The organism is Citrobacter sp. Ce006 (assembly GCF_030336535.1).
Classification (GTDB): domain Bacteria; phylum Pseudomonadota; class Gammaproteobacteria; order Enterobacterales; family Enterobacteriaceae; genus Citrobacter; species Citrobacter europaeus.
On the sequence record NZ_JAOWDO010000072.1, the window covers coordinates 274,452 to 286,624 of the forward strand.

A 12,173-nucleotide genomic window follows, 5' to 3' on the forward strand; every position below is an offset into this window, starting at 1 on the left:
CATTCACAAATGTATGTAAATCTAACGCCTGTAAATTCACTGACCTATGGCACGAAAAACCAAACAACAAGCACAGGAAACACGACAGCACATTCTCGATGTCGCTCTGCGTTTGTTTTCGCAACAAGGGGTATCATCCACCTCGCTTGCGGAGATCGCAAAAGCCGCTGGTGTCACGCGCGGCGCAATCTATTGGCATTTCAAAAACAAATCGGATTTATTCAGTGAAATCTGGGAGCTAGCAAAACCTAACATTGATGAGTTAGAGATTGAGTATCAGGCAAAATTCCCCGACGATCCACTATCAGTATTAAGAGAAATTTTAATTTACGTTCTTGAAGCTACCGTGACAGAAGAACGCCGACGTTTGTTGTTGGAAATTATATTCCACAAATGCGAATTTGTCGGGGAAATGGCTTCTGTTCAGTTAGCTCAACGTAGTCTGTGTATTGAAAATTACGACCGTATCGAACAAACATTGCGGCACTGCATGAATGCCAACATGCTGCCAGAAAATTTGAACACGCGTCGTGTGGCGGTGCTGCTGCGTAGCTACGTTACCGGAATTATAGAGAACTGGTTATTTGCCCCAGAATCTTTTGATCTGAAAAAAGAGGCCCGGGAATACATCGCTGTACTGCTGGAGATGTGTCTTCTCTGCCCAAGCCTGCGGGTTAACGTGGCGAAAACCTGCTAACGCTTTGGGTCTGAACCAGGAATTCTCCTGGTCGTTTTGCCTGCTGCTATTCTGCCGGTCACAGCCGTGATATTCTTGCTGCTTGACTATTTTCGGTCACTTTTCCGGTTCAGAAACGTTCATTCTCATGACTATGTTGCAGCTCTATAAACGTTCACAGCATCTTATTGCTATTACCATTCTTTTCTTCATTCTATTGCTATCCTGCCAGTCATCTGCATTTGCGCGGGCGCAACAGAGTGGTGAACTGCCGACGAAAGCGGATATTCAGAGCCAGTTAGACACGCTGAATAAACAAAAAGATCTCTCCGCGCAGGATAAGCTGGTCCAACAAGATCTCATCGATACCATTGCCACGCTGGATAAAATCGATCGCGTGAAGGATGAAACCGTACAGCTTCGGCAGAAAGTTGCCCAGGCGCCGGAAAAAATGCGTCAGGCGACGGATGCGCTAAATTCGCTTAGCGATGTTGATAATGACGATGAAACGCGAAAAACGCTGAGTACGCTCTCCTTACGACAGCTTGAGTCGCGCGTGGCGCAGGTTCTGGATGACCTGCAAAGTTCGCAAAACGATCTTGCCGCTTACAACAGCCAACTGGTGTCGCTGCAGACGCAGCCAGAGCGCGTACAAAATGCGATGTACACTGCGTCGCAACAGATGCAGCAAATTCGCAATCGACTTGATGGCACCAGTGTGGGAGAGGCGGCTTTACGCCCCAGCCAGCAGGTGCTGCTGCAGGCGCAGCAGGCGCTGCTGAATGCGCAGATCGACCAGCAGCGTAAGAGCCTCGAAGGTAATACGGTTTTGCAGGACACCCTGCAAAAACAACGCGATTACGTGACGGCGAACAGTAACCGCCTTGAACATCAGCTTCAGCTCTTGCAAGAAGCGGTGAACAGCAAACGACTGACGTTAACCGAAAAGACGGCGCAGGAAGCGGTAACGCCGGACGAAGCCGAGCGTATCCAGTCCAATCCGTTAGTGAAGCAGGAGCTTGATGTTAACCATCAGCTCAGCCAGCGCCTGATTGCCGCGACTGAAAACGGCAACAGCCTGATGCAGCAAAATATCAAAGTTAAAAACTGGCTTGACCGCGCCCTGCAATCCGAACGCAACATTAAAGAGCAGATCGCCGTTCTGAAAGGCAGTCTGCTGCTGTCGCGCATTTTATATCAGCAACAACAAACGCTGCCGTCGGCAGATGAGCTTGCCGATATGACCAACCGGATCGCCGATTTGCGTCTGGAGCAGTTCGAGGTCAACCAGCAGCGTGATGCGTTGTTCCAGAACGATGCGTTTGTCGCCAAACTGGAAGAAGGGCACAGCAACGAAGTTAATCCTGAAGTCCACGATGCCCTGATGCAGGTCGTGGATATGCGTCGTGAACTGTTGGATCAGCTAAATAAGCAGTTGGGCAACCAGTTGATGATGGCGATTAATCTGCAAATCAACCAGCAACAGTTAATGAGCGTGTCGAAAAACCTGAAAGGGATCCTCACGCAGCAAATTTTCTGGGTTAACAGTAACCGTCCGATGGACTGGGACTGGATCAAAGCCTTCCCACAAACGCTAAAAGACCAGTTTAAGTCGATGAAAATCACGGTGAACTGGGAAAAAGCCTGGCCAGCCGTATTTATTGCGTTCCTGGCAGGGCTGCCGCTGCTGCTTATCGCCGGGTTAATCCGCTGGCGTTTGAGGTGGCTGAAGGATTATCAGGCAAAATTAGCCGCCGCGGTGGGGAACCTGCGTAACGACAGCCAGCTTAATACACCCAAAGCAATTCTGATCGATCTCATCAGAGCCTTGCCGGCATGTCTGATTATCCTCGCGGTGGGCCTGATTTTGCTGACCATGCAGCTGAATATCAGTGACCTGCTGTGGGCGTTTAGCAAGAAGATGACCATCTTCTGGCTGGTGTTTGGTCTGTGCTGGAAGGTGCTGGAAAAAGATGGCGTGGCGATTCGTCATTTTGGCATGCCAGCGCAGCAGACCAGCCACTGGCGCCGCCAGATTGTTCGTATCAGCCTTGCGTTGTTGCCGCTCAACTTCTGGTCGGTCATTGCTGAGCTGTCGCCGCTTAATTTGATGGACGATGTGCTTGGCCAGGTGGTCATTTTCCTCAACCTGCTGCTGATCGCCTTTCTGGTATGGCCAATGTGCCGCGAAAGCTGGCGTGACAAAGAGTCGCATGGTCTACGTCTGGTCACCATTACCGTGCTGTCTATTATTCCGATTGCACTAATGGTGCTGACGGCGACAGGGTATTTCTACACCACGCTGCGCCTGGCCGGTCGTTGGATTGAAACGGTCTATCTGGTTATCCTCTGGAACCTGCTGTACCAGACGGTGCTGCGTGGATTGAGCGTAGCGGCACGCCGTATTGCCTGGCGTCGTGCGCTGGCGCGTCGTCAGAACCTGGTTAAAGAAGGGGCTGAAGGCGCAGAACCACAGGAAGAACCGACCATTGCGCTGGAGCAGGTTAACCAGCAAACGCTGCGTATCACCATGCTGGTGATGGTTGCCCTGTTTGGGGTTCTGTTCTGGGCTATTTGGTCTGATTTGATAACCGTATTCAGCTACCTCGACAGCATAACGCTCTGGCATTACAACGGCACCGAAGCAGGGGCTGCGGTGGTGAAAGACGTCACCATGGGCAGTCTGCTGTTTGCGATTATTGCCTCAATGGTCGCGTGGGCGCTGATCCGTAACTTACCCGGCCTGCTGGAAGTGCTGGTGCTTTCGCGACTGAAGATGCGTCAGGGCGCTTCCTATGCGATCACTACGATCCTTAACTACGCCATCATCGCCATCGGCGCGATGACGGTCTTCGGATCGCTCGGCGTCTCGTGGGATAAGCTACAGTGGCTGGCAGCTGCTCTGTCGGTTGGTCTTGGTTTTGGTCTGCAGGAAATTTTCGGTAACTTTGTTTCCGGTCTGATTATTCTGTTTGAACGTCCGGTCCGCATCGGCGATACCGTGACTATCGGTACGTTTTCAGGAACGGTCAGCAAGATCCGTATCCGTGCCACCACCATTACCGACTTCGATCGCAAAGAAGTGATCATCCCGAACAAAGCATTCGTGACGGAGCGTTTGATCAACTGGTCGCTCTCTGATACCACTACGCGTCTGGTGATCCGCATTGGTGTGGCCTACGGTTCGGATCTGGACAAAGTGAAGAAAGTGCTGCTGCAGGCGGCGATGGAACACCCGAAAGTCATGCACGATCCGGAGCCTGCGGTGTTCTTTACCGCCTTTGGCGCTAGCACGCTGGATCATGAACTGCGTTTATACGTACGTGAACTGCGCGATCGTAGTCATACGGTTGATGAACTTAACCGTGCGGTGGATCGTTTGTGCCGTGAAAACGACATTGATATTGCCTTTAACCAGCTCGAAGTGCACCTGCATAATGCGAAAGGCGACACCGTGACTGAGGTTAAGCGTGACATCATCAAGGGTGACGATCCGACGCCTTCGGTAGGTTAATAGAAAAAATCATCAGGCCCGCGAGCTTTGATTCATTCGTAGGCCTGATAAGTGCAACGCCATCAGGCATTTCAGCTATAGCGCTTTTTTAGAAGAAGAGAGCTGTTTCCTTTCGTAATCCCGTTTAATAATCTCTAGCGCCTTCAGCACTGTTTCAGGCGCAACCTGATTTTCTTCAAGTAAAACAATCAGGTCGACGGCCAGTTTGACCTCGTCTGGGGCGTTCTCTAATGACATAAATTCTCCGGGGATTAGCGGGTTAAACGCGCCAGCACGTTTTCTATTCTTGCCAGTGCATGACGACAACGCGCGAGTCGCGCTTCGAATGCTTCTACTTCACGATGCAGTTTTTGCTGTTCTTCAAAGCCGGTAGCCTGAGCCAGGCGCTCTTTGCGTTCTCGCGTCATTTCAACCAGACGGCGTTCAAACTCCTGGTGTTGTACTCGCTTGCGCTGCCAGCGCGCAAGACCTGGAGATGCGCTGTCCCACTCCCGGAGCGACCAACTGGCGGTTTCACGTGAAATCGCCTCTAACTGTGAGGCAAGGTGTTCCGCAAGCCAGCTAATTTGTGGTAGTTGCTGCTGCTCGACTGCGCGGCGCAGGGCCGCGAGATTATCATCTGCTTCATCCAGACAGGCCTGCAGCAACGTGCTGCGGGTGTGAAACAGATGTCTGTCAAAGCGGGCGCTAAGCGTTGCATGGTGCGCCAGCGGGGCACAACGCTGGCGTAGGCGGTTAAGCTGGTTTTCGAGCGTCTGAAGCAGCATGACGGTTTTCACGACAACACTCCGATGAAAATGAGAACTGTTATGCTAAAGTAGCGATTCTCTGTGTTAAGTACTCATATTATGCAACGCATTATTCTAATCATCATTGGCTGGATAGCGGTAGTGCTAGGTACGCTGGGCGTTGTATTGCCTCTGTTGCCGACGACGCCGTTTATACTTCTGGCTGCCTGGTGTTTTGCCCGCTCATCGCCGCGTTTTCACGACTGGCTGCTGTACCGTTCGTGGTTCGGCGGGTATCTGCGCCACTGGCAAAAACACCGCGCGATGCCGCCGGGAGCGAAGCCGCGCGCTATTTTGTTGATCCTGGTGACGTTTGGTATCTCACTGTGGCTGGTCAATATGATGTGGGTACGCGGCCTGCTGCTGGTCATCCTCGCCTGTTTACTGATTTTTATGTGGCGGATCCCGGTGATTGATGAAAAACAACAAAAGCAGTAAAGCGCAATAAACGCTGTTGCAATTGTCTCCCACAGTCAGTAAATTCGACCGTTTTCGAGCACAGGCGCAGGTGGTCAAAGGTTAAGCAAGTGTAACCTTGACTCATATATAGACACAAAATCATTCAAGATACGTCGAGGATGAAGTGTATAGTGCGCCGTGAAGTAATACTGTATTAATCAGGCACAAACTTATGACCGCGACTGCACAGCAGCTTGAGTTTCTCAAAAATAGCATCAAAAGCATCCACGACTACCCAAAACCGGGCATTCTCTTTCGTGATGTCACCAGTTTACTGGAAGACCCGAAAGCCTACGCCCTCAGCATTGAATTGCTGGTTGAACGCTACAAAAATGCGGGTATCACAAAAGTGGTTGGCACCGAAGCGCGTGGCTTCCTGTTTGGCGCGCCGGTAGCGTTGGGTCTGGGCGTCGGCTTTGTTCCAGTACGCAAACCCGGTAAGCTTCCGCGTGAAGTTATTGCTGAGAGCTATGAACTGGAATACGGCACCGATCAGCTGGAAATCCACGTTGATGCCATCAAACCTGGCGATAAAGTCCTGGTTGTGGATGATCTGCTGGCAACCGGCGGCACGATTGAAGCGACCGTGAAACTGATCCGCCGTCTGGGTGGTGAAGTGACCGATGCCGCTTTTATCATTAACCTGTTTGATCTGGGCGGCGAACAGCGTCTGGAAAAACAGGGGCTGACCTGTTATAGCCTGGTTCCATTCCCAGGCCACTAAGTCGGGCTATCTTATCCCGGCTGAAGTAATACCGAGACACACAACCTCGCCGTCGCTGCGAGGTTGTGTTAGCATTATCCCCCTGTGAATCCACCCTCCAGCCTTTCAGAGCCTGCCAATGAGTTATCAGGTCTTAGCCCGAAAATGGCGCCCACAAACCTTTGCTGACGTCGTCGGCCAGGAACATGTGCTGACGGCACTGGCGAACGGCTTGTCGCTAGGGCGTATTCATCATGCTTATTTGTTTTCCGGCACCCGTGGCGTCGGGAAAACCTCTATCGCCCGTTTGCTGGCGAAGGGATTAAACTGTGAAACCGGCATCACCGCGACGCCGTGCGGCGTGTGCGATAACTGCCGCGAAATCGAGCAGGGGCGTTTTGTCGATCTGATTGAAATCGACGCCGCCTCACGCACCAAAGTCGAAGACACCCGTGACCTGCTGGATAACGTCCAGTATGCGCCTGCGCGCGGTCGCTTTAAGGTCTACTTGATCGACGAAGTGCACATGCTGTCGCGCCACAGTTTTAACGCCTTGCTGAAAACGCTCGAAGAGCCGCCCGCGCACGTTAAGTTCCTGCTGGCGACTACCGATCCGCAGAAGCTGCCGGTGACTATCCTGTCGCGCTGTCTGCAATTCCATCTTAAAGCGTTGGATGTCGATCAGATTCGTCATCAGCTTGAGCATATTCTCAAAGAAGAGCATATCGCGCATGAACCACGTGCGCTGCAACTGCTGGCTCGCGCCGCGGACGGTAGCCTGCGCGATGCGCTGAGTCTGACCGATCAGGCGATCGCCAGCGGCGATGGTCAGGTCTCGACCGACGCGGTCAGCACCATGCTCGGCACGCTGGACGACGACCAGGCGCTCTCGCTTGTTGAAGCGGTTGTGGCTGCGGACGGTGAACGCGTTATGACGCTGGTTAACGATGCCGCTGCGCGTGGGATCGAATGGGAAGCGCTGCTGGTTGAGATGTCGGCTTTGCTGCACCGTATTGCTATGGTTCAACTTTCACCCGCCGCGCTCGGTAGCGATATGGCCGCCATTGAACAGCGTATGCGCGAGCTGGCGCGAATCGTCCCGCCAACCGATGTGCAGCTTTACTACCAGACTCTGTTAATCGGGCGCAAAGAACTGCCGTATGCGCCGGACAGGCGAATGGGCGTCGAAATGACGCTGCTGCGTGCGCTGGCTTTTCATCCGCGCATGCCGCTCCCGGAACCTGAAGTCCAGCGACAGTCGTTTGCCCCGGCCGCACCCACTGCGGTGATGACCCCGACGCAGGTGCAGCAGCAGCCAGCGCCTGCGCAACAGCAACAGAATGTGCCGCTCTCCAATGCCACCAGCCAGGTGCTGGCGGCGCGCAGTCAGTTGCAACGTGCTCAGGGAGCAACCAAACCAAAAAAGAGTGAACCGGCAGCCGCTTCCCGCGCGCGGCCGGTGAATAATGCTGCGCTGGAAAGACTGGCTTCGGTGTCGGAACGTGTTCAGGCGCGTCCGGCAGTTTCTGCGCTGGAAAAAGCGCCAGCGAAGAAAGAAGCGTATCGCTGGAAAGCGGCCAATCCTGTTGCAGAAGTTAAAGAAGTCGTCGCCACGCCGAAAGCGCTGAAAAAAGCGCTTGAGCATGAAAAAACGCCGGAGCTGGCGGCAAAGCTTGCGGCTGAAGCCATTGAACGCGACCCGTGGGCTGCGCAGGTAAGCCAGCTCTCGCTGCCAAAACTGGTGGAGCAGGTGGCGCTCAATGCCTGGAAAGAAGAGAATGGCAACGTGGTTTGCCTGCACCTGCGTTCCACGCAGCGACACCTTAATTCCAGCGGCGCGCAGCAAAAACTGGCTGAAGCACTGAGTTCCTTAACGGGGTCAACGGTTGAATTGACCATCGTTGAAGATGATAATCCAGCGGTGCGTACGCCGCTGGAGTGGCGTCAGGCCATTTATGAAGAGAAGCTCGCGCAGGCGCGTGAGTCGATTATTGCGGATAATAACATTCAGACGCTGCGTCGTTTTTTCGATGCGGACCTGGACGAAGAGAGTATTCGCCCCATTTGATCGTGAGCCTAATGGTTTGACGGTCGTCATCCCTTAACGTGATTGAGAGAGAAGCCTATGTTTGGTAAAGGCGGTCTGGGTAACCTGATGAAACAGGCCCAGCAGATGCAAGAAAAAATGCAACAGATGCAGGAAGAAGTCGCCAAGCTGGAAGTGACCGGCGAATCTGGCGCTGGCCTGGTTAAAGTGACCATCAACGGCGCGCACAACTGCCGTCGCGTGGAGATCGATCCAAGCCTGCTGGAAGACGACAAAGAAATGCTGGAAGACCTTGTCGCTGCGGCATTCAACGACGCGGCGCGTCGCATTGAAGAGACGCAGAAAGAGAAGATGGCTTCTGTTTCCTCCGGAATGCAGCTGCCGCCTGGCTTTAAGATGCCGTTCTGATGCAAACCAGCCCGCTGTTAACTCAGCTTATGGAAGCATTGCGCTGTCTGCCGGGCGTTGGCCCGAAGTCTGCGCAGCGCATGGCGTTCACGCTGCTTCAGCGCGATCGCAGCGGCGGGATGCGTCTGGCGCAGGCGTTAACGAAGGCGATGTCGGAAATCGGCCACTGTGCCGATTGCCGCACCTTCACAGAGCAGGACGTCTGCAACATCTGCTCGAACCCGCGTCGCCAGGAGAACGGTCAGATTTGCGTGGTGGAAAGTCCGGCGGACATCTACGCCATTGAGCAAACTGGGCAATTTTCCGGACGTTACTTCGTGCTGATGGGACACCTGTCGCCGCTGGACGGTATTGGCCCTGATGATATCGGGCTGGATCGTCTCGAACAGCGACTGGCGTCTGAGCAAATCAACGAACTGATCCTGGCGACCAATCCCACGGTCGAAGGAGAGGCGACCGCCAACTATATTGCTGAGCTTTGCATGCAGTATGGCGTTGAAGCCAGCCGTATCGCCCATGGCGTTCCGGTAGGCGGCGAGCTGGAAATGGTCGATGGCACCACGCTGTCGCACTCTCTGGCAGGACGACACAAGATTAAATTCTGAACAAACGGAGGCCGCGACGGCGGCTTCCGCTTGAAATCCTTCCCGCTTGTCCCCATTTCACCCTCAACGTGTTTTTACCATTGAAAATGGCATTGTTGAGGTAGATCTACATGAAAGGACAAGAAACTCGTGGTTTTCAGTCAGAAGTAAAACAGCTTCTGCACCTGATGATCCATTCTCTGTATTCCAATAAAGAAATCTTCCTGCGTGAGCTTATCTCTAACGCCTCGGATGCGGCAGACAAGCTGCGTTTCCGCGCTCTGTCTAACCCGGATCTGTATGAAGGTGATGGTGAGCTGCGTGTACGTGTTTCCTTCGATAAAGATAAGCGTACGTTGACCATTGCCGATAACGGCGTGGGGATGAACCGCGATGACGTTATCGATCATCTGGGGACCATTGCAAAATCCGGCACCAAATCTTTCCTCGAATCCATGGGCTCCGATCAGGCGAAAGACAGCCAGTTGATCGGCCAGTTCGGGGTTGGTTTCTACTCTGCGTTCATCGTGGCGGACAAAGTTACCGTACGTACCCGCGCTGCGGGCGATAAACCGGAAAACGGCGTGTTCTGGGAATCTGCGGGCGAAGGCGAGTACACCGTAGCTGACATCACCAAAGACGATCGCGGCACCGAAATCACTCTGCATCTGCGCGAAGGCGAAGACGAGTTCCTGGATGACTGGCGCGTACGTTCCATCATCAGCAAATATTCCGACCATATCGCGCTGCCGGTAGAGATCGAAAAATCCGAAGAGAAAGACGGCGAGACCGTGGTTTCCTGGGAAAAGATCAACAAGGCGCAGGCGCTGTGGACCCGTAACAAGTCGGAAATCAAAGACGACGAGTACAACGAATTCTACAAGCATATCGCCCACGACTTCACTGACCCGCTGACCTGGAGCCACAACCGTGTGGAAGGTAAGCAGGAGTACACCAGCCTGCTGTACATCCCGTCCCAGGCACCGTGGGATATGTGGAACCGCGATCACAAGCATGGGCTGAAACTGTATGTTCAGCGTGTGTTCATCATGGACGACGCCGAGCAGTTCATGCCGAACTATCTGCGCTTTGTGCGCGGCCTGATAGATTCCAACGATCTGCCGCTGAACGTTTCTCGTGAGATCCTGCAGGACAGCACCGTCACCCGTAACCTGCGCAGCGCGCTGACCAAACGCGTACTGCAGATGCTGGAAAAACTGGCGAAAGACGACGCGGAAAAATACCAGACCTTCTGGAAACAGTTCGGCCTGGTGCTGAAAGAAGGACCGGCGGAAGACCATGCCAACCAGGAAACGATCGCTAAGCTGATGCGCTTCGCGTCCACGCACACTGACTCCTCCGCGCAAACCGTGTCGCTGGAAGATTACGTGTCGCGGATGAAAGAAGGGCAGGAGAAAATTTATTACATCACTGCAGACAGCTATGCGGCGGCGAAGAGCAGCCCGCACCTGGAACTGCTGCGTAAGAAAGGCATCGAAGTGCTGCTGCTTTCTGACCGCATCGATGAGTGGATGATGAACTACCTGACCGAGTTCGACGGTAAGGCATTCCAGTCCGTCGCCAAAGCTGACGAGTCCATCGACAAATTGGCGGATGAAGTTGACGAATCGGCAAAAGAAGCGGAAAAAGCGCTGACGCCGTTCGTTGAGCGCGTGAAAACCCTGCTGGGCGACCGCGTAAAAGAAGTGCGACTGACCCACCGCCTGACCGACACGCCGGCCATCGTCACCACCGATGCGGACGAAATGAGCACCCAGATGGCGAAACTGTTCGCCGCTGCGGGCCAGGCCGTACCGGAAGTGAAATACATCTTTGAACTGAACCCGGACCACGTGCTGGTAAAACGCACGGCGGATACCCAGGATGAAGCGCAGTTCAAAGAGTGGGTTGAACTGCTGCTGGATCAGGCGCTGTTTGCCGAGCGCGGCACGCTGGAAGATCCGAACCAGTTCATCCGTCGTATGAACCAGTTGCTGGTGTCCTGATAGCCGTAATGTAATGCCGGATGGCGCTAACGCTTATCCGGCCAACGAGCAGGCAGCTTATGAAAGCCCGATGTGCGTAGCGCCATCGGGCGTTTTTTTATCCTCTCTTTTCTTCATTTTCCTCCGTTAACCGTTTCAGCGTCGGGCGTCTTCCTTGAGCCAATTGCGTGATGGTGGTATCGTTTAGCGCTTTTTAAAAAATATCGACAACCTTTAAGGGGATTTTCGTAATGCGTATCATTCTGCTTGGCGCTCCGGGCGCGGGTAAAGGAACTCAGGCTCAGTTCATCATGGAGAAGTATGGTATTCCGCAAATCTCCACCGGTGATATGCTGCGTGCCGCCGTGAAATCTGGCTCCGAGCTGGGCAAACAAGCGAAAGACATCATGGACGCCGGTAAGCTGGTGACTGATGAGCTGGTGATCGCGCTGGTAAAAGAGCGTATTGCTCAGGAAGACTGCCGTAATGGTTTCCTGCTTGATGGCTTCCCGCGTACTATTCCGCAGGCTGACGCCATGAAAGAAGCAGGCATCAACGTGGACTACGTTCTGGAGTTTGACGTACCTGACGAGCTGATCGTTGACCGTATCGTGGGGCGTCGCGTACACGCTGCTTCTGGCCGCGTTTACCACATCAAATTCAACCCGCCTAAGGTTGAAGGTAAAGACGACGTGACCGGCGAAGAGCTGACCACCCGTAAAGACGATCAGGAAGAGACCGTACGTAAGCGCCTGGTGGAATACCATCAGATGACCGCTCCGCTGATCGGCTATTACTCTAAAGAAGCGCAGGCGGGTAACACCAAATACGCGAAAGTTGACGGCACCCAGGCCGTGGCTGACGTGCGCGCAGCGCTGGAAAAAATCCTCGGTTAATTTTTTTAACGCGGTTAATGCCGGATAGTGGTGTATACGCCGCCATCCGGCAAATTCTCGTCTTACCTCTCACAGCAATTAGTTCTTCTTTATCGCTTTTCCGCTACAATTAT

11 protein-coding genes and 1 other annotated feature are annotated in these 12,173 nt (G+C 53.5%); of the genes, 9 read left to right on the forward strand and 2 right to left on the reverse strand.

What is annotated here, in order from left to right; all coding sequences use genetic code 11:
• The first annotated feature begins 46 nt into the window (after positions 1-46).
• On the forward strand, positions 47-697 hold the full coding sequence (gene acrR / locus OGV94_RS15700; protein WP_043015419.1) for a multidrug efflux transporter transcriptional repressor AcrR: 651 nt from the start codon (positions 47-49) through the stop codon (positions 695-697).
• Between the two features lie 127 nt (positions 698-824).
• A complete protein-coding gene (mscK, locus tag OGV94_RS15705) occupies positions 825-4,190 on the forward strand; it encodes a mechanosensitive channel MscK (protein WP_043015420.1) in 3,366 nt (1,121 codons plus the stop codon).
• Positions 4,191-4,265: 75 nt separating this feature from the next.
• Here the strand turns inward: mscK and rsmS are convergent, their stop codons facing one another.
• Both rsmS and priC read right to left on the reverse strand, forming a co-directional pair.
• On the reverse strand, positions 4,266-4,427 hold the full coding sequence (rsmS, locus tag OGV94_RS15710; protein ID WP_064507026.1) for a pleiotropic regulatory protein RsmS: 162 nt from the start codon (positions 4,425-4,427) through the stop codon (positions 4,266-4,268).
• 14 nt (positions 4,428-4,441) lie between these two features.
• Positions 4,442-4,969 (reverse strand): primosomal replication protein N'', encoded by a 528-nt coding sequence (priC, locus tag OGV94_RS15715; RefSeq protein WP_043015421.1) that lies wholly within the window; start codon positions 4,967-4,969, stop codon positions 4,442-4,444.
• A 69-nt stretch (positions 4,970-5,038) separates the two neighbouring features.
• On the opposite strand from priC, the gene OGV94_RS15720 reads away from it, so the two are divergent.
• From OGV94_RS15720 to adk, 7 genes are all read left to right on the forward strand, one after another.
• Positions 5,039-5,416, forward strand: coding sequence for a DUF454 family protein (locus tag OGV94_RS15720; protein WP_008783969.1), 378 nt, complete (start codon positions 5,039-5,041; stop codon positions 5,414-5,416).
• Positions 5,417-5,609: 193 nt separating this feature from the next.
• The gene (gene apt / locus OGV94_RS15725; protein WP_043015422.1) at positions 5,610-6,161 is read left to right on the forward strand and encodes an adenine phosphoribosyltransferase; all 552 of its coding nucleotides are present in this window, start codon (positions 5,610-5,612) and stop codon (positions 6,159-6,161) included.
• Between the two features lie 118 nt (positions 6,162-6,279).
• Positions 6,280-8,208 (forward strand): DNA polymerase III subunit gamma/tau, encoded by a 1,929-nt coding sequence (gene dnaX / locus OGV94_RS15730; RefSeq protein ID WP_080625613.1) that lies wholly within the window; start codon positions 6,280-6,282, stop codon positions 8,206-8,208.
• Positions 7,541-7,605, forward strand: a sequence feature (DnaX frameshifting element). Its footprint overlaps the gene before it by 65 nt.
• Positions 8,209-8,265: 57 nt before the next feature.
• A complete protein-coding gene (locus OGV94_RS15735; protein WP_003021764.1) occupies positions 8,266-8,595 on the forward strand; it encodes a YbaB/EbfC family nucleoid-associated protein in 330 nt (109 codons plus the stop codon).
• Positions 8,595-9,200 carry a recombination mediator RecR gene (gene recR, locus OGV94_RS15740; protein WP_003021767.1) on the forward strand — a complete coding sequence of 202 codons (606 nt, stop codon included), beginning with the start codon at positions 8,595-8,597 and terminating at the stop codon, positions 9,198-9,200. Before OGV94_RS15735 ends, recR begins: the two co-directional genes overlap by 1 nt.
• 110 nt (positions 9,201-9,310) lie before the next feature.
• A complete protein-coding gene (htpG, locus tag OGV94_RS15745) occupies positions 9,311-11,185 on the forward strand; it encodes a molecular chaperone HtpG (RefSeq protein WP_032942554.1) in 1,875 nt (624 codons plus the stop codon).
• A gap of 230 nt (positions 11,186-11,415) precedes the next feature.
• A complete protein-coding gene (gene adk / locus OGV94_RS15750) occupies positions 11,416-12,060 on the forward strand; it encodes an adenylate kinase (protein WP_003021773.1) in 645 nt (214 codons plus the stop codon).
• Positions 12,061-12,173: the final 113 nt, after the last annotated feature.

Coding starts and splice junctions, on each gene's coding strand:
- rsmS (WP_064507026.1), bottom strand. CDS start 4,427: ATGTCATTAGAGAACGCCCCAGACGAGGTCAAACTGGCCGTCGACCTG.
- htpG (WP_032942554.1), top strand. CDS start 9,311: ATGAAAGGACAAGAAACTCGTGGTTTTCAGTCAGAAGTAAAACAGCTT.
- OGV94_RS15735 (WP_003021764.1), top strand. CDS start 8,266: ATGTTTGGTAAAGGCGGTCTGGGTAACCTGATGAAACAGGCCCAGCAG.
- mscK (WP_043015420.1), top strand. CDS start 825: ATGACTATGTTGCAGCTCTATAAACGTTCACAGCATCTTATTGCTATT.
- dnaX (WP_080625613.1), top strand. CDS start 6,280: ATGAGTTATCAGGTCTTAGCCCGAAAATGGCGCCCACAAACCTTTGCT.
- acrR (WP_043015419.1), top strand. CDS start 47: ATGGCACGAAAAACCAAACAACAAGCACAGGAAACACGACAGCACATT.
- recR (WP_003021767.1), top strand. CDS start 8,595: ATGCAAACCAGCCCGCTGTTAACTCAGCTTATGGAAGCATTGCGCTGT.
- OGV94_RS15720 (WP_008783969.1), top strand. CDS start 5,039: ATGCAACGCATTATTCTAATCATCATTGGCTGGATAGCGGTAGTGCTA.
- apt (WP_043015422.1), top strand. CDS start 5,610: ATGACCGCGACTGCACAGCAGCTTGAGTTTCTCAAAAATAGCATCAAA.
- adk (WP_003021773.1), top strand. CDS start 11,416: ATGCGTATCATTCTGCTTGGCGCTCCGGGCGCGGGTAAAGGAACTCAG.